Source organism: Bradyrhizobium erythrophlei, from assembly GCF_900129505.1.
Classification (GTDB): Bacteria; Pseudomonadota; Alphaproteobacteria; order Rhizobiales; family Xanthobacteraceae; genus Bradyrhizobium; species Bradyrhizobium erythrophlei_D.
The window spans coordinates 7,549,022-7,568,077 of record NZ_LT670818.1; the positions used below are offsets into that span (position 1 = coordinate 7,549,022).

Here is a 19,056-nt window from a genome sequence, read left to right on the forward strand (position 1 = left end):
TCGATGTCTCATACCAACGGCCCTAATTATTGACTGTTGCCCATGTTCGTGTGGTGATTGAGGCGATGCGCTTTGGATCGTGTTCAAAGAAGTTCCATGCGTCGCAGGTTTTATCAACGATGTCGTCGTAGTCGTCGAAGACGGTGATCGCGAGTTTGTTGCCGCGCAGATATTCCCAGACGTTTTCGATCGGATTGAGTTCAGGCGCGTAGGGTGGCAGACGCACCAGGGTGACGTTTTCGGGGATCGTGAGCGCGGCAGCAATGTGATAGCCGGCGCCATCGAGGACAAGAGCGGCGTGGCTACCTGCCGCCACCTTGCGGCAGATCGCTGTGAGATGCAGCGACATGGCCTCGGCGTTCGCCGCCGGCATGACCAGACCTGCTGCGACGCGACGCTGCGGACAGGCCGCGCCGAACAGGTAGGCCCAGTCGTAGCGCTGGTCGTGCGGTGCGCGGGGCCTCGTTCCACGCTTGGCCCAGACGCGGGTCAGCGTGCCCTGCTGGCCGATCCGGGCCTCATCTTGGAACCAGATTTCGATCGGCTTGTCTTTGGCGTGCTCGGGAATTTGCGCCCTGACGGTCGCGGCGAAGTTTTTTTAAACGTCTGCTGGGCTTCTTCGTCAGCCTGCGGGTGGCGGGGCCTTACCGACAGTTTGCGGTAGCCGAGCTTGGCTAGAACCTTCCCGACCGAACGCTCGTGGAGCGTGACACCGAAGCGCCGCTGCAATTCGTCGCGCAGATCGACCCGCCGCCAACGCACTACCCCGTGCACCGCGGGGTCGGGGCCGGCCTCGACAAGCTCGGCCAATTCGGCCTGCTGCCGCACCGTGAGTTTTGATCCGGGACCTGGCGATTTGAGATTGCGAAGCCCGGCCAGTCCCGCGGCGTTGTAACGGTGCACCCAGTCCCGCAAGGTCTGACGGTCCATGCCGCAGGTTTCGGCCGCCGTTTTGCGGTCCGAGCCATCGAGCACCAGCGCAAGCGCGAGTATCCGACGCGCCGCGGCGCTATCCTTCTCTCCGCTCGCCGCCTTGCGAAGCGCCGAAGCCGTCAGATCAAGTCGGGTGATCGATACCGCCGCTCCCATCGATGCCGCTCCTCTCAAAGGCTAGCATCGAGTCAGAGTTTCCCTGATTTGGGAATCCCTAATGAGTCACAGTTTCGGGCCGTTGGTATCAGATGGGTCAAAGGCCGACCTCAAGCCGAGAATGCTCAAGGTCCGCTCTTCCATCAACAGCGGACATTCGCCGAAGCAGCCAAGTGGGCTTTTCCTTTTAAAAGAACTGAAGATCTTGCCTGTGAACCAGGCCCACCGGTCCGCATCCTCATCGCGCCAGAGAATTGACCACCCCCCACCCCGAAGGTCGGATGACGCGCCTAGTTCCGGTTGAAGTAGACCTCAAGCAGCAAATCTTTGATGTCTGCTCTACCTCAACAACGGACATTCACCAAAGAGGGCGGTTACGTCAGCTTTGGTAGAGTCGAGGATATCCGCCTGATGTCCGGTTTGAGTGCCATAAACGGCAGTGGCGAGATTTATTCAGTCACCTCATCGGCGCGGGCGAGCAATGTTGGTGGGATCGCAAGGCCGAGGCTCTTGGCTGTCTTGAGGTTGACGGCCAGTTCGAACTTGGTCGGAAGCTGTGCGTGGCGACGAGGTTTATTAGTTCAGTAGAGTTGGCGACGCCGGTGCCGTGGGCCCACCGGCTCTTCCGCGTTCGCGAAATATGGATTGGGTACACACTGTGCCGCCCGGCTCGACGCGGTGCCGGCGCACGCGACCATCCTCAGGTAGCTGCATTCGTAATAGGTGGGGTCGCCAAAGACTTACATGCAAACCGGAAAATGCGGATCGTAGGTCTGAGCCCGCCCCGGCCCGGTCGCCCAGACCGCCCGGATCGCAAAATTCGCCAGAGCCAAAATGCGCATCAGAACCTCCTTCGGGACATGATCCGATGAGGTAGCAGTTCGGCTTTGGCGTTGAAATAGGGATTGGCCGCGCACGAGGCGTCCCGGCCCGAAGCGGCCGCCAGGCACTGCTGATAGCTCGTAAAGCTGCAGTCGCCCAAGCCACCGCCGAAGTCGCAACCCTTGATGCAATATGGCAAATTCTGCGCCGCGGCTGGCATCGCGCCTGACGCCGAAGCGGCATAGCATACCATCATCGCCCAAAATGCTTTTCGCATGGTGTCCTCCGTGTTGACATCAAGCGGCATTGCCGGTTCGCAACCAGACAGCTCTCAACGATCCCGGTCAATTCACGTTCGCGCGTTGGGCGGCGTGCGAGAAATCGCAGCGCGTTCAGTAAGCAGGATAGGCGAGACGTACCCGATGGTGGTCGCGATAGCCGCGCGGATCGCCGCCGGCGGGACGGGGTAGACCGAAATAGGGTCCGGTGCAGTCGGAGAGGCTCATTTTCTTACAGGACCACGCGACGTGACCCGCGCGCCAATTCAAAGCAGAGCCGAACGATAACTAGCTATTACAAGCTGGATTATCTGGAGAGTTGGGCTTTCGGGGCGCGTGTGCTGGCTTGCGGGCACGCTCCGATGAAGATTGAAGACCGCGTTCGGGGCGGCTTTGTTTGGGCGCATCGGAGGACCGGAACTTAGCCGAAGAACGGTCGCACCCTTTTAGAGGGGGTAGGATGCGGCTTGTCATTTCGCCTTTTCAAAAGTGATGCAGGGCGTAGGACCACAGCGGCAATGTCAGAAAAGAAAGGGATATGCCGAGGCCCACCATCAACGATACCAGAGGCGGGTTGAGACCATGCTGAACGGCGACGATCGCTCCGCCGATTTGCGGACCCATCGCAGCCTCGAACAGGGTCACCCGTGTGGTTTCTTCCGTGGTGCCCAGAATGCCAAAGTACAACAATGCGAGCACGGCGGGCGCGAGAAACAACTTGAACCCGAGGCCTGTCGCCAGCGCGGTCTTAAGCCCACTGGTTTGATCAAACCTAAGTTGCAGGCCGACCGAAACCAGGGCCAGCGGAGCGAGCGTGTCGCCCAGCCGCTTTAATGCGTCGGCAACCCAAGTGGGAAACTCAAAGGGCATCAGAGCGAAAGCGGCTACCAGCGCAATCAACGGCGGGAAAACGATAATTCGTTTGAAGATGGCGGCTTTCGATTCCGTGCCCGCAGAATAGATGGTTGCAACGGTGATGCCCAACGTGCTGAGGACAAGATAGGTACCAAGCTGATCTATCAGAATACCGGTTGCCATGCTGGGGGCGCCAAAAAACGCTTCAATCATGGGCAGGCCCACGAAAGATGTGTTGGCCAGTCCGCCAGCCAGCATCAGCGCGCCGGTGGTTTCCCGCGAAAATTTCAAACGTGCAGAAAGCGCCCAAAAAAACCAAACCCCGAGGGCGAACATCAGCCACGGCATCGCGATGCTGAACAGCAATGAAGTGTGCAGTTTGACATTGTGAATCTGCAGGATAATCAGCGCCGGGAGCGATATGTGAATGATAAAGGCATTAAGCGCGAGATGCGCGTTCTCAGGAGCTTTTTTCGCGGCGCGGAGACCCATCCCAAGGAGAAGGCAAACAAAGAGCAGCACGATATTGTTCATTGCATCATCTCCGAACGTCTGCCGGTGTCTGAAGTCGCAGTCGGAAATGAATCGCTTGAGCTCAACGGCACCGGCTGCGCGCCTGAGAACTTTTTAAACGCTGAAGCTTTGAGAAGATCGAGGTCGCGTTCTCCCTGCTGGACCAGAGCCAGAATATAGCCGGCGACCTGACAGGCGGACATTGATTGACGAACAAAGAACCGATGGTCGGTGGACACGTCGTCCAGTGCGAGCCGCAAGATGGAGATCGCCGAGGTGTCGTTTGAAGGGCTAACCATTCTCATGAATCAGCCTGACCGCAACTGCGAAATCCCGCGAGATCGATCCAGATCATTCGGCGTTCCGCTGGATAACAATTAACGCATCGACCGCGCGTGAACCGCTTCACATCCGCTTGCACTTATGAGTTCATCCACGGCTCAACACAAAAGTAGTTCGAAAGACGACAACCGTCTCTCAATCAGCTTCAAATACCATGTGGTGTCGCTATCTTCATTCGAAGGTAGCTCGAAGGTCATTCGCCCTACGGAAAAACAGCCATCGATGCCAAATCGCCAGGCGCTATTCCAGACGACATCGAACCGAAATAGATCGCGATCAGAAGCACAAGCGCGAAAATTGAGTAGCCAAGTAAGATCGTCGCATCGCGATGTCGGACTTCGCCTTTGACGGTTTTAAACCTGCGCTGTTCCGCAATTGCCATTGTCTCATCTCCAATGTATACGCGCTAGCTCGTGTCAGATTGACAATACATTTCGACGCTGCCAGCGATGTGATTTCGTTCACATTGCCCAATTAAAAAGCGATTGAGTTACAACGGAACAATTACTCGGAACACATGACCGCAGATTTTCAATTTTCCGACGCAGGCGTGATCGATCTCTATAGTTTGCGCAATAAACAATGCCCGTGTCTGAGCGGCGCCTTCCTCCGAGGGAGGCGGCTAGATTATGGTGACCCACGACCCAGCGCCCGACCACGTAAATCCTTGATAGCTTGAGATTGTTACAAACGGATTTGGATCGGCAGCGAAGCCAAACACGCTTGCGCGCCCCTCGCATGGAAGCAAAAGCAAAGAGAGAGGCGCGATAACCGCTGACCAAAAACCAAGCTTTTTCAAAATAGTGTCCTCAAAATTAGGTTGAGCTCGGATGGCTCAGGTTGACAGTAGATGGGAGGACGACAGGCGTCATTGCCTATCAGCGTCAATAATGGTCGTGAGGGTTTTGACGGTGACTTGCACACTGACCCCGTGAGTCGGCGAGTTTGGCAGATTTGCACTCTGCGCTCATCCTGACTCATGACCGAAGCGATCCAGACCCAATGTCTGAGTTGGGTCAAAAACGGTTGTGACGCGCTTAAAATGCGATGTCTGCTTTTCTCCCGAAAACAGACGTGTATCGGACGTTGTCCCAAGGTGGGCTTTTCGGATTGGCAGCCGGAAATTTTGCGTATGAAGCAGGCCCACCGGTCCGCACCCGCATCACGCCAGAGATTTGACCACCCCCATCCCATCCGCAAAAGACGACGCTCACGATAAGACTATGACGGCAAGCATCCGAGCAGAAGCCAGCGTCCCGTCTGGCGTTCTGAAGCCAAACTTGCAAACCACACAAGAAAATGACTTTGTCCGCTGTTTCGAACGAAGGTATCGCGAATAACAGGCCCTCCATCGACCCTTCACGTTGTCGATCAAGCTTGTCTTTCGGCAATCTGTGCAAATTATCGCGGCCATGCGTTACGGATACATGGAGTGCTCGATTCGCACCGCGGGTATCTTTAACAAAGGCTGAGGCACATAGACGAGTCCGAAAAGCGCCACTTTCGGACTGACTGCAGCAAAAGGCGCCCACTCGATCACCTCGTCGCACGTGGGGAAATGCTGCGCATTGGTCGTCTCGACGACGTTGGAACTCGTGCAACCGCGGCACGCCATACGGTGTTACCCATACGCATTTTGCAATGGCTTCCCGTAGCGCACTTGGTCTACGTTTCAACGACGCGCTGATTGTTGAGAGCGAAAGGCGTTTTTAAGTGAATTGGATATCGGTGCGGGTAGAGAAAGAAAGCAGATTTAAACAAATGTTAAGGTCGCGCGCGCCGCTCGGAATGGAGAAGGCGGCGGATGCGTCATAGCGGGTCCGGCGGAATTGGTAACCGCCTTTTGGCAGCACTGCCGCCAGCGGACTTCGAACTGCTGGTGCCCGAGCTAGAGACGGTCGCGCTCGATCAGGACGCGGTCCTCTCGCGAGAGGGTGACCAGATCGAGCATGTCTTCTTCCCTCATAGCGGCGCCATTTCGCTAATGATCGACATGGCGGACGGGCAGACGGTAGCCACCGCCGCAGTTGGGCGCGACGGGGCAGTAGGCATTCTTTCCGTGCTAGGCCCGTCACCTTCGGCCAGCACCGCCATCATTCGCGCGGCCGGGAGAGCCTCGCGGATCCCCGCCTCGCGATTTCACGCCGCTTTCAACCGAAGCCCCGCGATCCGCCACGCGGTCCAGATTCACATCAGGGCGATGCTGATACAGTTTCAGCTCGGCGCGGCCTGCAATGCCCTGCATCCGGCCGAAGCCCGCATGGCACGCTGGCTGCTCCATCTTCGCGACTGCGTTGACCACGACGTCCTCCCGCTCACCCAGGACGCGCTGTCGCAAATACTCGGTGTACAACGAACGACAGTGACGGTCCTGATGCGCAATCTGCGCGCGTCCGGAGCGATCAGATCTGATCGACGAGGCCAGATCGAGATCGACCGATCGCGGCTCGCGGCGGCGGCCTGCGAATGCCACCGCAACTTGCGTCTCGAAGTCGAGGAGATCTTCTCGATGAATACGGCCCGATCTCGCGTTTTGGTTGTGGCGAATGATGCCGCAAATGAATCGGGCGATGCTATGTGAGCCGATTTCGCGCGGCCGCCTATCTGGAAAAAGCATCGGACGCCGCGCGTTCCGTTAAGTCAAAACAATATTCATCCCGGCTGCCACAAATGCTTTGGTGCACTGGTTGCCCGTTCACGGAAGGACTCCGTGACGGGGCGCCCGACCAGCGGCGCCATCGCCTTCATGGTCGATATGCCCGAAGACGGTGCTGAAATCAAAGCCGCTTCGCCGGAGAGGAAATAGCGGATCCTTTCGCCCCGATCAGGTTCTCTCCGGCGGAGAGGCCCTCGACCTTCGCAATCTCGCGCAGGATCTTCGCCACCTGGCGCAGGTCGTTGCGCGCTGCGCCCGGCTTCAGCCGTCGTGCTTCGACAAGAAAGTCCTTGGCTTGCAGTAGCCAGGTAGAGGACGTTTCAGGGGAGATTTGCATGTGCGCCATCGTGTCCCTCCATCGCTATCATCGATGACCTGTGTGAACGATCAGGCCAGAGAGCCCGCGCTGCGACGACGCGCCCAGGCGTTCGGTTCGTCGACCCAGGCTTCCTGTGCGAACCAAGCATGATCGACGTGGCAGATCGGGCAATGGGTGCGGCCGAAAAACACGGGGCGGCGCCGAAAACTCTCGCGATCGGACTTGATGCCGGTGGGGATCGCACGTCCAGTTTGCGGGCATTTGACCATGACCATACTCATGTGAGCCTCTCTCGGATTTGGTTTTGTTGCTTTTTGAAGCAAGAAGCCGGCCGGTTGGATTGAGCCTTTTGTCGGTGCGGTTACTTGGGGGCATCGCGCACCTGCCCTTTGTTCGATCGAGCATGGGGTCGCATGCTCATGGCTGGCTTGTTCCAACCGGCCGGGTCGCCCTCTTGAACGAACCCTGGACGTGAATTAATGCCACTTTCTATTTGGCTTGGCGGAGAACCTTGGCGACGTGCTTTCTGATCGGCTCGCCCGTTTCCGTCGCAAGCTTCTGAGCAAGCTCCCACAATTCCTTGTTCTGGGCGGATGCGGTGTCGAAAGCCTTGTGCGCTTGCGCCACGGACAAAGTGAAGACATCCGTCACCGACTTGCCGCCCAAGAGATGGGCGAAGAAATCGATCGCGGAGGCGGTATTGGCGTTTGAGGTCTCGATGACCTTGAGCCCGTAGTCGGTCGCGCTCCTGGCATTGCTCGAATAGCTCTCACGCAGCGCTTCCGCCATCTCCTCCGACGCGACCTTTACCTTTTCGCATCCTTCCTGTGCGCGGGCGACCCCCTGCTTGGCAAGCTCGTCGAACACGCCGGGCAACGCGATCCTCGGGAATTCAAACAACGGCATCCTGAAACCATTCGCTCCGTTCAGTCCGGCATTCACTTCACTCTCACTCACGGCACATCACCTTTCTCAAGCGAAATCATTCCCCGAGACGCCGGCTTGCGTCACGAGATCTCGTGGAGGCGGAGAGTTGTCCCCGCTTCCGTGTTCGACCAGCTTTCGGATGAGCTTCAACCCAGCCCCGATGCCACCATGTCCGAGGAAAGGGGTGCCGTCCGTGCGATTCCCGACTCTCGCTTGGAATTTTTTCGGGGATGTCAATACACGCAATCGTCATATACAGGAATGGTGCTGTGCATAACGGGGACATCGCGAGAGGCGGTAAGGGGCTGCCGCTTTTTTCAGCGTCATCGGAAGCTCAGCGCTCCCGCCAGAGAGCGCCATGATCAAGGGATCCTGCCTCAGAAAACGTCGCTTGCGAACGAGATGTCCAGACGTCTCCGCTAGATGTCCTGCCACTTTGGGCCCTTTTACAAGGTGGGCTTTTCTTTTTAAAAAAATCGAAGATTTTGGGTATGAACCAGTCCCACCGGTCCGCGGGCGATTTAACCGAGGGATTCGAACACCCCCACCCCCTCACAGGTATTTGCCGCCGATGTACCCGTCGTACACTTCGAGAAATTCCTCCAGCGTCACGACCTGCAAGCTCGGCGGCAGCACCACGGCCAACTCCGCCCGCTTCCGCAGGATGCGGGCAACCGAGATACCCAAGCGAACTGTCCAACGATCGCCATGAACGCCGGCGAGTTTGGGCGGGCGAACCAATCGGACCACCATGTCCTCTAGCTCCAACACCAGTATCGCCAAGAAAGCTCGCACGAAGGCCGAGGCGGATTTTGCCACTTGGCTCATGATGGCCAAGCTCGGTGGTTTCGATGACCTTCCGTCAAACGCACAGAGCTTTCTGACTAACTATCGAACCCGACTCGAGACGATGAGCGAGGCCGAGTCCACGGCCCTGGCCGTTCGCGAGGTCTACAGCGCTTATTACAGCGAGCTGGGAGGCGTGGGCGCGGCGCCGGAACCAAAGGCTCGCACACCAACGACAGAGGGCAAAGCCGTGCGGTTCCAGAGACGACCTAAACCTCAGCCCGGTCTATCGGCTGCGCGCCATTCGACGAGGCCAATGATCCGAAAATCCCTCCCGGCACTGCTGATTTTCGCGAGCATGGTGGCTCTGATTGTCGCATATAGATTTCTGACGCAGTAACACCGCCCGCGGATTGTGTGCGGGGACGAAGTGCTGCTCACAACAACCGCGCGGAACCTGGGGCGGCTCGCCAAGCTTCTCTGCCGTGCCCCGCCACCTCTGGCAGCGGCCCGCCTCGTATGACCTCCGTATCTACAAAAACGCGATGTCCGCGACGTCCGCTTTTCCCCTGATAGCGACCAAATAGCGGACATCGCTGCCCTTCGCATTTGTGCCAGAAGCGGCCATTGAACCGGATTTGAGGCTCGCGCTCGCCAAGCCGCGCTTTCGCTGGTTACGATCCACGTAATCCAGCACGCCGCTGCAGTTCTGAGCGTTACCTCAACGCGCGTTGAAGGTGAGGCCGGCGCGCTCCTTCAGACGCTTGCGCAACGCCGGCCCCATCAGCGCGCCCGGCGTCCAGGTGCCGCCCTCGCCCTGCACGTCGCGCACGAGGCAGAGAGCGCTTTCGGCGATCATCTTGCTGGTCGAGCCGTAGCCCGGATCGCGGTCGCCCGTGACTACCGCCTCGACCCGTCCGCCATCCGGCAGCTCGCCCAGGAAGAGGATGTCGTAGAAGCCCTTTTCGCGCTCTTCCCGAGTCGGGCCTGCACCGGGTTTGAGACCCCCGGTCCCGAACAAGGAAACCATCGTGGCGAACGTCTCCGTCGTCACGCGAGCGATTTCCCCAAATCCCGGCGCGACCATCATCTCGTCGTAGACGAAGCCCGTGCCGTAGGGATGACCCAACAGGAAATTCGTGCGGTGCACGTTCTTGGTGTTGATCGGCGCCATTGGGAACGGCACGAGCCACACGTTCATGCTCGGGTCGTATTCGGGGATGAGGCCCGACGGCTGAGACGGCCCGGTGAACCCCGGCGTCAACGCGAAGGGATCGGTCAGCAGCCGGATCAGGGCCGGGTCGCGCGCGGCGGCGGCCAACGTCGCCCGAGCGCTCGCCGCGGTGCCGCCAGACATGCCGCCTTTCACCTTGCGCAGGCGGGCTTTGACCCGCCGCGCCGGGCGTCCGAATTTCTCGCGCGCCTTCTCCTGCAATGTGAGCACGCCGAGATCGAACGGGATGGAATCGAAGCCGCAGGAGAAGACGATGCGCGCGCCGGTCCGTTTCGCCTCTTCGTGATGGGCGTCGATCATGCGCCGCATCCAAGCCGGTTCGCCGCACAGATCAACATAGGCCGTGCCCGTGGCCGCGCAGGCCGCCACGAGCTCGGGACCGTGGAGCTGATAAGGCCCGACCGTCGTGATAATCACGGCCGCACGCTCGCACATCGAACGTAGGCTGGCCGACTCGGCGGCGTCCGCCTTCACCAAAGGCAGATCGTCCGGCGCGCCGATCTCGGCACGCACCTTCTGGAGCTTGTCGGTCGAGCGTCCCGCGATCGCCCAGGACGGAGCATCGTCGCCGCGATAGGACGTCGCCAGATATTCGGCGATGAGACGGCCGGTGTAACCCGTCGCGCCATAGACGATGAGGTCGAAGTCCCGCTTCACGACGTTGGTCCTCCTCGAGACCCGGGAGAGCTATCTTCAGATCCGTGTGCAATCGCTCTGAGGCGCCGATCGACGATGTGCATAGCCACCCTTGCATTTGCCTCAGCCGGCTTGCTTCACCCGCATGTACCATTCGACGAGGCGGCGAACCTGACGCTCGGTATAGCCGCGTCCCACCATGCGCGCGACAAACTCGCCGTGCTTCTTTTCGGTATCGCTGTCCTTTTTCGAGCCAAACGAGATAACCGGAAGAAGGTCTTCGACCTGCGAAAATATCCGTTTCTCGATTACTTCTCGAATCTTTTCATAGCTGGTCCAGGACGGGTTTTTGCCGCTGTTCTGTGCCCTCGACCGCAGCGAGAACTTGACGACCTCGTTGCGGAAGTCCTTCGGGCTGGCGATGCCCGCAGGCTTCTCGATCTTGGTCAGTTCCTGGTTGAGAAGGTTGCGATTGAGCATCTGGCCGGTATCAGGGTCCTTGAAGTCCTGATCTTCGATCCACGCATCGGCGTAATCCACGTAGCGGTCGAACAGGTTTTGTCCGTAATCCCCGTAGGATTCGAGATAGGCCTTCTGGATCTCGTGGCCGATGAATTCCGCGTAGCGTGGAACGAGTTCGGCCTTGATGAATTCGAGGTAGCGCTTTTCGACTTCATCGGGCAGCTGCTCGCGGCGGATCGCATGCTCGAGCGTATACATCAGATGGACGGGATCGGCACCGAGTTCCGTTGTGTCGTGATTGTAGGTTGCGGCGAGAATCTTGAACGCGAAGCGCGTCGAGACGCCGTCCATGCCTTCGTCGACGCCGGCGGCGTCCTTGTATTCCTGAACGCTGCGGGCTTTCGGGTCGGATTCCTTGAGGCTTTCGCCGTCATAGACCCGCATTTTTGCAAACACGGTCGAGTTCTCGTGCTTGCGCAAGCGTGACATCACCGAGAAGCGCGCAAGCGTCTCCAGGGTTGCCGGTGCACATGGCGCGGAGGCGAGTTCGGATCCTTGAATAAGCTTCTCGTAGATCTTCTGCTCTTCGGTCACGCGCAGGCAGTAGGGCACCTTGATGACGCAGATGCGATCGATGAAGGCTTCGTTGTTCTTGTTGGCCTTGAAGTTTTGCCATTCGGATTCGTTCGAATGCGCAAGGACGACGCCGGTAAAGGGAACCGCGCCGATATTCTCGGTGCCGATATAGTTGCCCTCCTGCGTCGCCGTCAGCAGCGGATGCAGCATCTTTATGGGTGCTTTGAACATCTCGACGAATTCGAGGATGCCCTGGTTGGCCCGGTTCAAGCCGCCCGAATAGCTGTAGGCATCGGGGTCGTTCTGGGCAAAAGTCTCCAGTTTGCGAATGTCGACCTTGCCAACGAGTGACGAGATGTCCTGATTGTTCTCGTCGCCAGGCTCCGTCTTGGCAATCGCGATCTGCCGCAGGCGCGAGGGCTGGATCCTGGCGACGCGGAATTGCGAAATATCCCCGCCGAAAGCTTCGAGCCGCTTGTAGCACCAGGGACTCATCAGTCCACTCAAGCGGCGGCGCGGAATGCCGTACTTTTCCTCAATCATCGGCCCCAGCGTTTCCGGATTGAACAGGCTGAGAGGGCTCTCGAAGACCGGACTGAGCTGGTCGCCGGCCTTCAACACATAGATCGGATGGACCTCCATCAACGACTTCAGCCGTTCGGCAAGCGATGACTTTCCGCCGCCTACCGGTCCGAGCAGATAGAGAATCTGCTTGCGCTCCTCCAGGCCTTGCGCTGCGTGCCGGAAGAACCCGACGATGCGCTCGATGGTTTCTTCCATGCCGTAGAACCCGGTGAAAGCCGGATAGGCTCGCATCGTCCTGTTCAAAAAAATACGGCCAAGGCGGGGGTCCTTGGCCGTGTCGATCATTTGAGGTTCGCCGATCGCGGCCAAAAGCCGCTCAGCGGCATTGGCATATCGCATCGGATCGCCTCGACACGATTCCAGATATTCCGCCATCGACATTTCAGCTTCGCTTCGAACCTCAAAGGACCGAGCGAAAGCATTGAACAGAGAATCGTTGTACATGATCCCTCTCCTCATGAGGTAAACTGCTGGAACGCGCGGCAAAGTCCGACGGCCGACCGAACAGATCGTCCGACTGCCGGAACAGTTAGGATCGCGCGGCATCAACTAGTCAGCGACTTGCTGCTTGGCCGTGGACGCACGAAAATCCCGCGGTGGTTATCTTATGGCCCGAGCAAATCTAATCGACGTAGGCCGCCCTAGCCGCGATCATTTTTGGCCTTCGGGCGCTTCGACCCGTTCCCCGCGCTGGGCTGCGTGTTGCGGACGGCCTCGGTCAGCATCTGGCGCAGCTCAACCTTCGTCTTCGGCGGCTCCCGCGTAAAGCTAGATTTTTGCCATTGGGTCACGGTCACTATGTGGGGATGCCCGAGGGAGAAGTAAATGCCACTGGGGCCGCAAAATCAGGGGCAGCCGACATCAACTATTTTGAGGATAATCCACGTCCGCTCCGGAGCGCTTAACGGACTCAACTGAGACATCGCGCTAGGTCCGAAATTGCCAATACGCGACATCGACTATGCAGTGAATTTACTATCGGCTGACCGATGAGGCGCACGTAGGGAACTTCAGCGGCGGCGGCTCACTCAGCTCGCTCCCTTCATCCGAAGTTGTTTCATCGGAAGAATTTCATACGTCGCACCGACATCATCTAGAATTATCGGATCGGCGGCTGTCAGACGCTCTACCTCCGTTTGGTCCTTTGCAGAAAAGATCGACAGCCCCCACCCCCCTTTGGGATCATCTACAGGGCCGTGACACACGATCGAACCAACTTCGGCCAGGCTCTGAAGGTAGTCGCCGTGAGCCTTCATGATATTTCTTTCGCTGTCGGTCATCGTTTGGATGAAGTCCGAGCGCGGCAGGATCATTTTGCACAAGAAGTAGGTCATTTGTTGCCTCTCTAGAGCTGAGGTTCAACAGAGCACGTCTGCGGCTTGGGCGGTAGAACATTGTGGCCAAGGGCCGGCCGATGTCTGGTCCGGGTCAAAAAGCTGAATAGCTCAAGTCGAAGCGCGTCTTGTAGCTTTCGACCACAGAAGTGGGTCTTTTGTTTTTTAAAAACCGGAATTCTGGCGTGTGAATGAGGCCCACCGGTCCGCATCCTCTTCGCGCCAGAGAATTGACCACCCCCCACCCCGAAGGTCTGACGACGCGCCTAGTTCCGGTTGAAGTTCACCTCAAGCAGCAAATCTTTGATGTCTGCTCTTCCCTCAACAACGGACGTTCACCAAAGGGGCGGTTACGTCAGCTTTGTGCCAATAACGGAAGTCGCGACCTGGCTTCATATTCCGGAGCTGTTCCTTTCCGCACGCGCGACTGCCGTCAGCCGCAGACTTGAACCGGCCTAATGCGCCATCCGTACCGAGTATGCACACGGCGTTGCACGACATAGCAGCCGCCATTGTCATAGTAGGAATCGTCGTAGGCATAGTCCGGGTAATCCCAATAATCATCGTAGTAGCCGGGTCCCCAGCCGCCGGCGAAGAAGCCTCGATGGAAGCCTCGGCCATGGTGGAAGCCGCCGCGGCCGAAGCCGTGACCGAAATTGCCACCGGCAAAACGACCGAAATTGCCACCGGCAAAACGGTTGCCTTGAACCGCCCCGACACCGCCTCGCGGCGCTGTGTGCGCGAAGCTGTTGCCGAAGCCTCCAGCGCCAACGCCTCGCGCGCCGAAGCCTCGCCCGCCAAAGCCGCCACCACCGAAGCCGCCGGCATGTCCACCGAAACCACCGCCGCCGAAGCCGCCGGCATGTCCACCGAAACCACCGCCGCCGAAGCCACCGGCGTGTCCACCACCGCCACCGCCGCCGAAGCCACCGTGTCCACCACCGCCACCGCCGCCGAAGCCACCGTGTCCACCACCGCCACCGCCGAAACCGCCACCGCCGCCGTGGCCACCGCCGCCGCCACCACCGCCGCCACCACCGCCGCGCGCCAACGCCATGTCAGGCGCCAGCATGCCGATGGATGCTATCGCGCAAAGCGTGATCATGGTTTTACGCAACATCTCCTGTTCTCCTTCCGCAGAGGCGCACCCCACCCGTAAGCGACTACGCTTTCCAAAATGGCGTTGCGGTTATACTCAATAAACGAGACCTGTGCCGGGCGGCTTTTCGAGCGCGTCCGCCAAAGACCGATACTCCGCGCAGTCGGTTCCGCAGATCGCAGCGATCCGGCTCAGATGATACTCCGCCTGCTCGCGGTTGCCCTGCTCGATCTGCCACAGACCGTAATAATTCCAGGTCAGCACATGGTTCCGATCCGCTTTCAGTGCCCGCTCGTACCAGACTTGCGAGAGCTTGTAGTCGCCGAGTTTACGATAGGAGTAGCCGATCAGGTTGGCCACGTTCGGGTGATCGTCGTGGCCGAGCGCCTGAAGCTGCTCGATCGCGGCAGCGTAAACGTGGTCATCATAGATCGTCGAATAGGCCGCGCGATACCCCTGAGCAAAAGCGGGATCGTCGAAAAGAGACTGGTTGCTGGGCTTCTTTTTGACTTTGTGGGTGGTGTGTGTGGCCTTGGCAGCTGGCGACGGTGTCGTCGAAGTGTAAGGAGAAGCATAAGGATCATAACCACCACCACCACCGCCACCGCCGCCACCACCTCCAGCCGCACCGGCCGGTGTTAGCGAGTACGCAGTAATCAGCGCCATCAGAAATGTTGCTACCGTCCCAAGCTTGATCACTAGTTTGATCATTCGAGCCTCCTGCTCAAGCAGGCGGGTGACACCTCTAGCTGCGCATGTTAACTCCGCTTTGCTTGAAATATTCCCCTCGAAAAGATTTTTTTCCGAGTGAGATTTGGAAATAAACGCTAGCTTGGGTGTGACAGTCACGCTGTCCTTTTCGACAGCTCGGGTCACTGCAACGTCGATTTTGGCGTCGCGACCGAAACGAATGTCTCAATTGGGTCAAAGGCTGACCTCGAGCCGCTAATGCTCAAGGTCTGCTCTTCCATCCACAGCGGACATTCACCGAAGCCGCAAGTGGGCTTTTCCTTGTAAAAAAATCGAAGATTTTGGATATGAACCAGGCCGGTCCGCATCCTCTTCGCGCCAGAGAATTGACCACCCCCCACCCGAGGGTCTGACGACGCGCCTAGTTCCGGTTGAAGTAGACCTCAATCAGCAAATCTTTGATGTCTGCTCTTCCCTCAGAAAGGGACATTCACCAAAAGGGCGGTTACGTCATCCGAACAATAAATAGTCCAGAAGCGCATAGTACAAGCCGCCAAAAGCGGGCAGCGCAATGGCGGCTAAAACAACGATCCGCACCCAGTTGACCGGTTGCTCGTGACTGTTCGTCACGGCCTCGTTTACCGAGGTGTTCGACATGGGAAGCTCTCCTAAGCTAGAACGTCGAGAGTGAACCCAGTGTAAAATCGCAATCCGTCGAAACACCATTAAATTGAGTTTTAGAAAGCATCCATGCATCAGGCGGGGGCCGCCCGCCCTTTTCTCGCCGCCATTAGGGAGCCAACAGGGCGCGCCCTACGGCGGGCAGTGTTCCTGAAGGTTCCGTGTGATCGTCCGACGTTTGCTGCAACACAAGACTATTGCATCCCGCCGCGCGGTCCTGGGCGGGCTTGCGTCCGCAACCAGCGTGCTCGCGCTCGGGGGATGCGCCCGCTTAGGCGCGACGGGCGCGTCCTTCGACGCTTCGCCGCTCTCAGTTGACCCTACATTGCTCGTCACAACCACACGCAAGCGGGTGAACGGCGGGCGCGCGAAGCCATGGTTCGGGCCGGAGCGCGCTTCTACGATGACCGTCGCACGGGCGAAGCTGGTGCCGCCAGACGACGGCCGTCTCTCTCTCGCCGCAGTCGGACTTGGCGATTGGCGTATTGAAGAGGTCGAGCCGGTGTCGGGGGAGGTCGGCGATCTTCTTGCGCAGGCCGGCGGCGGACCAGACGTCCTGATCTACGTGCACGGCTTCAAACAGACGTTCGAGACAGCGGCGCTCGATGCCGCGCACCTCTCCGATGCAATCAAGTTCCGCGGCCGGACAATGGTATTCTCCTGGCCCTCCAAGGCGGGATTTTTCGACTACGCCTATGACCGTGAAAGCGCGATGTGGTCCCGCGACGACTTCGAACGCGTGCTCTCTTCCATCGTGTCGGCTCCGGGCGGCGGCCGCGTCCACATCGTCGCGCACAGCATGGGAACCATGCTGACGCTCGAAAGCTTGCGTCAGCTCTATGCGCGATACGGTGACACCGTTGCGGGAAGGATCGGCGCGGTAGTGTTTGCCGCACCGGACATCGATATGGACGTGTTCTCGTCGGCAATCAACCGCATCGGTCCGCTCGCCGGCAAGATCACCGTCATCGCCGCGACGAACGATCGCGCGTTGGCGCTGTCGGGACGAATCGCTGGCGGGATGACACGAGTCGGCGCCGCCGAGAAGGCCGCCATCGAGCAGCTCGGGGTGCGTGTGATCGATGCTTCCCAGGCAGGCTGGGGTATCATCAACCACGATTTGTTCCTGTCGAATGCGGAGGTGCAGCAGGTGATACGCCGCTCGATTGATACCGCGGCTGCGTGAACTCGGCTTGGCAAAAACGACCACGCAGGAGTGCTTGCCGGGCGCTTGTAGCGCTCTCGCGTAGAGTGGCGCGCCACGGGCGATGATGATGGGCACTATTTGTTTCGCCGTGGCGCAATGATGCCGGCGTCCGCCACACACCCAAATCGGCAAAGCGGCGACGGGCTGCGATATTGCGCTACGCCTCACCGACAGCTCTCTTCCGGATGTCGCGGGGCGGTCCGGTTATTCGTCCTTCCATTTGATAGAGCAGCCAATAGACGCCTTTTGGTCAGCCGGCGCCAGACCGGTGTTCGCAATCGCGCGCATGGCCTCGACGAGCTCTCGAGGCGCCCTCGCGCGAGGCGGAGTTGCGCGGCCTTCGTCGAGCCGGCCGCGATACTTGAGCTTGCGGTCGGCATTGTAACCGAAGAAGTCCGGCGTACAGACCGCCCCATACGCGCGGGCGACTGTCTGGGTCTCGTCGTGGAGATATGGAAACGGGAAATCATGAGCCTTCGCGAAACGCTTCATATTCTCAAATGAGTCTTCGGGATAGCTCGCCGCATCGTTCGAACAAATCGCCGCAAAGCCTATGCTCTCCGACATCAGCACGCGGGCGTCCGAAACCATGCGGTCGATCACCGCTTTGACATAGGGACAATGGTTGCAGATGAAGACGACGACCGTGCCTTTTTCGCCCGCAACGTCGTCCAGTGCGTAAGTCTTGCCGTCGGTGGCCGGAAGCCGGAACTCCGCGGCCGGCGCATCAAGAACGACTTGGGTAGCTGTTGTCGCCATATCGCACCTCCTTGTGCCCAAATATCCGCTGACGACGGCCTGCCGGGGCACAGTTTCAAAAGCCTGCTCGCCAGTCGCGTCGTTTCCGGTCGTACCTTAACAGCCGACATTTGGACGAGCGCGGGATTTCGTCGGTGTGGGCCAGGAGCCAACCAAATGCGGGACCTACAGATAAGGGCTGCATCGGCAGCCGCTGCATCATCGAGCGGGTTCCCCCCGGGGCCCTAGTGAGATCAAGATTTCTCCGCTTTTGGACCTCGATATCAGTGCATGGTCGGCAAGAACTGCAAGCGGAGGTTCAGCCAATGCCGATAAGAGACGGCTTTGATCCGAACCACCCTTTGCCTTTCTTTCTCTCCGGTCATGCTGATGAGCACGAGGAACGCGGCTCGTTGCTGCTCCTCAATGCGAGTATTTTGGTTCTAGTGGCGTCACTGGTCGGTATGGCGATTCTCCTATCGTTCGGAAATCCGGCGAAGGTCTTTGCGGACATCAAAACTTCGCTGACCGACATTTCGGCTCTTCAGCCTGCCACCGTTCAAACGACGCCGACTGCATGGGGCGCGCCAGCCCGCGATGAAATTGCTACCACTTTTGATACCGCCCATCAGAGCCAGGCAGAAATCAGGGCGGCACCACCTGGAGCCCCGTTGAAACAATTTCAAGATTGGGCGGCCAAGGAAGATGCACGCGCACAAATCGAGACTGTGCGGCCCGCGCAAGATGCACGAGCACAGATTTTGCAAAATGCTCAAGCACGCGTCCTTCCCATCCAAAGGCACTGAAGGGTCCGCCCGTCCAAGATGCACGAGCAGAGATCCAGAATCTGCAGAATCCTCGAGCGAGGGTCCGGCGGGATCAAGATGCGCGGGTGGCGGAGCAGCATAGCAAACTATCGAATTCCCGCCGACCACCGGCGGGTACCAAGGTCCCTGCCGGGACGCTGGCGTTGGTGCGATCGCCCCTGGCTTTGCGATGCTCAAAAAAGCAAGCGCGCTTCACACATTGATCCACCAGCGTCATCCTACGCCATCATGCGGAGGGCATGCCCCTACCGCGGAGAGAACCATGAACCCGGCAAGGATGTTTTTGGAGAGTCTTGACCGCAGGCCCGGAATTAGAGAACAGCCAGGGTCATCTGCGGACCTCAGGAAGCAAATGCTCAAGGTCTGCTATTTCCTCAACAGCGGACATTCGCAACACTAC

General features: G+C 58.8%; 21 protein-coding genes. 5 read left to right on the forward strand and 16 right to left on the reverse strand.

Annotation, left to right across the window (positions count from 1 at the left end):
• Positions 1 to 22 precede the first annotated feature (22 nt).
• From B5525_RS35355 to B5525_RS35375, 6 genes are all read right to left on the reverse strand, one after another.
• Positions 23 to 1,089, reverse strand: a protein-coding gene (locus tag B5525_RS35355; protein WP_197687878.1) for an IS630 family transposase whose coding sequence is annotated in 2 segments (ribosomal slippage) — positions 23 to 600 and positions 600 to 1,089 — 1,068 coding nt in all. Because the reading frame shifts where the segments join, the coding sequence is not laid out codon by codon here.
• A 581-nt stretch (positions 1,090 to 1,670) separates the two neighbouring features.
• Complete coding sequence (locus tag B5525_RS47370) at positions 1,671 to 1,787, reverse strand: hypothetical protein (protein ID WP_425305232.1); 117 nt, start codon at positions 1,785 to 1,787, stop codon at positions 1,671 to 1,673.
• A 143-nt stretch (positions 1,788 to 1,930) separates the two neighbouring features.
• Entirely contained in the window at positions 1,931 to 2,188 is a 258-nt protein-coding gene (locus B5525_RS35360) for a DUF3551 domain-containing protein (protein WP_079574229.1), read from the reverse strand.
• 484 nt (positions 2,189 to 2,672) lie between these two features.
• Positions 2,673 to 3,578, reverse strand: coding sequence for an AEC family transporter (locus tag B5525_RS35365; RefSeq protein WP_079570514.1), 906 nt, complete (start codon positions 3,576 to 3,578; stop codon positions 2,673 to 2,675).
• Positions 3,575 to 3,856, reverse strand: coding sequence for a hypothetical protein (locus tag B5525_RS35370; protein WP_079570516.1), 282 nt, complete (start codon positions 3,854 to 3,856; stop codon positions 3,575 to 3,577). The genes B5525_RS35365 and B5525_RS35370 overlap by 4 nt, the downstream gene beginning before the upstream one ends.
• Before the next feature lie 245 nt (positions 3,857 to 4,101).
• Positions 4,102 to 4,281: a hypothetical protein gene (locus tag B5525_RS35375; RefSeq protein ID WP_079570518.1), complete on the reverse strand. Its 180-nt coding sequence runs from the start codon at positions 4,279 to 4,281 to the stop codon at positions 4,102 to 4,104.
• A gap of 1,422 nt (positions 4,282 to 5,703) precedes the next feature.
• Between B5525_RS35375 and B5525_RS35385 the strand changes: the two genes are divergently transcribed.
• Positions 5,704 to 6,480, forward strand: coding sequence for a Crp/Fnr family transcriptional regulator (locus B5525_RS35385; RefSeq protein ID WP_079570523.1), 777 nt, complete (start codon positions 5,704 to 5,706; stop codon positions 6,478 to 6,480).
• A 196-nt stretch (positions 6,481 to 6,676) separates the two neighbouring features.
• Here the strand turns inward: B5525_RS35385 and B5525_RS35390 are convergent, their stop codons facing one another.
• The 4 genes from B5525_RS35390 to B5525_RS35405 form a co-directional block, all read right to left on the reverse strand.
• Positions 6,677 to 6,901, reverse strand: a complete 225-nt coding sequence (locus B5525_RS35390) for a hypothetical protein (protein WP_079570525.1) — start codon at positions 6,899 to 6,901, stop codon at positions 6,677 to 6,679.
• Between the two features lie 41 nt (positions 6,902 to 6,942).
• Positions 6,943 to 7,155 (reverse strand): hypothetical protein, encoded by a 213-nt coding sequence (locus B5525_RS35395; protein ID WP_079570526.1) that lies wholly within the window; start codon positions 7,153 to 7,155, stop codon positions 6,943 to 6,945.
• A gap of 208 nt (positions 7,156 to 7,363) precedes the next feature.
• Positions 7,364 to 7,831 carry a phasin family protein gene (locus B5525_RS35400; RefSeq protein ID WP_244567699.1) on the reverse strand — a complete coding sequence of 156 codons (468 nt, stop codon included), beginning with the start codon at positions 7,829 to 7,831 and terminating at the stop codon, positions 7,364 to 7,366.
• Positions 7,832 to 8,353: 522 nt separating this feature from the next.
• Positions 8,354 to 8,638 carry a hypothetical protein gene (locus B5525_RS35405; protein WP_154073643.1) on the reverse strand — a complete coding sequence of 95 codons (285 nt, stop codon included), beginning with the start codon at positions 8,636 to 8,638 and terminating at the stop codon, positions 8,354 to 8,356.
• Here B5525_RS35405 and B5525_RS46855 point away from each other — a divergent pair.
• Positions 8,553 to 8,987: a hypothetical protein gene (locus B5525_RS46855; protein ID WP_079570531.1), complete on the forward strand. Its 435-nt coding sequence runs from the start codon at positions 8,553 to 8,555 to the stop codon at positions 8,985 to 8,987. The genes B5525_RS35405 and B5525_RS46855 overlap by 86 nt on opposite strands.
• 321 nt (positions 8,988 to 9,308) lie before the next feature.
• On the opposite strand, the gene B5525_RS35415 is transcribed toward B5525_RS46855, so the two are convergent.
• The 3 genes from B5525_RS35415 to B5525_RS35425 all read right to left on the reverse strand — a co-directional run bounded on the left by B5525_RS35415 (position 9,309) and on the right by B5525_RS35425 (position 13,414).
• A complete protein-coding gene (locus B5525_RS35415) occupies positions 9,309 to 10,478 on the reverse strand; it encodes a saccharopine dehydrogenase family protein (protein WP_079570533.1) in 1,170 nt (389 codons plus the stop codon).
• Between the two features lie 102 nt (positions 10,479 to 10,580).
• Positions 10,581 to 12,524: a PrkA family serine protein kinase gene (locus tag B5525_RS35420; RefSeq protein ID WP_079570534.1), complete on the reverse strand. Its 1,944-nt coding sequence runs from the start codon at positions 12,522 to 12,524 to the stop codon at positions 10,581 to 10,583.
• A 584-nt stretch (positions 12,525 to 13,108) separates the two neighbouring features.
• The gene (locus B5525_RS35425; RefSeq protein ID WP_079570536.1) at positions 13,109 to 13,414 is read right to left on the reverse strand and encodes a YciI family protein; all 306 of its coding nucleotides are present in this window, start codon (positions 13,412 to 13,414) and stop codon (positions 13,109 to 13,111) included.
• Between the two features lie 604 nt (positions 13,415 to 14,018).
• Here B5525_RS35425 and B5525_RS47640 point away from each other — a divergent pair.
• Entirely contained in the window at positions 14,019 to 14,573 is a 555-nt protein-coding gene (locus B5525_RS47640; protein WP_154073644.1) for a hypothetical protein, read from the forward strand.
• Between the two features lie 36 nt (positions 14,574 to 14,609).
• On the opposite strand, the gene B5525_RS35435 is transcribed toward B5525_RS47640, so the two are convergent.
• On the reverse strand, positions 14,610 to 15,224 hold the full coding sequence (locus B5525_RS35435; protein WP_079570537.1) for a tetratricopeptide repeat protein: 615 nt from the start codon (positions 15,222 to 15,224) through the stop codon (positions 14,610 to 14,612).
• A gap of 489 nt (positions 15,225 to 15,713) precedes the next feature.
• Positions 15,714 to 15,860, reverse strand: a complete 147-nt coding sequence (locus tag B5525_RS44900) for a hypothetical protein (RefSeq protein ID WP_154073645.1) — start codon at positions 15,858 to 15,860, stop codon at positions 15,714 to 15,716.
• Between the two features lie 187 nt (positions 15,861 to 16,047).
• Here B5525_RS44900 and B5525_RS35440 point away from each other — a divergent pair, with 187 nt between their 5' ends.
• Complete coding sequence (locus B5525_RS35440; RefSeq protein ID WP_079570539.1) at positions 16,048 to 17,070, forward strand: alpha/beta hydrolase; 1,023 nt, start codon at positions 16,048 to 16,050, stop codon at positions 17,068 to 17,070.
• Between the two features lie 225 nt (positions 17,071 to 17,295).
• Here the strand turns inward: B5525_RS35440 and B5525_RS35445 are convergent, their stop codons facing one another.
• Entirely contained in the window at positions 17,296 to 17,850 is a 555-nt protein-coding gene (locus B5525_RS35445) for a thioredoxin family protein (protein ID WP_079570540.1), read from the reverse strand.
• Between the two features lie 305 nt (positions 17,851 to 18,155).
• Between B5525_RS35445 and B5525_RS35450 the strand changes: the two genes are divergently transcribed.
• A complete protein-coding gene (locus B5525_RS35450; RefSeq protein WP_079570542.1) occupies positions 18,156 to 18,635 on the forward strand; it encodes a hypothetical protein in 480 nt (159 codons plus the stop codon).
• Positions 18,636 to 19,056: the final 421 nt, after the last annotated feature.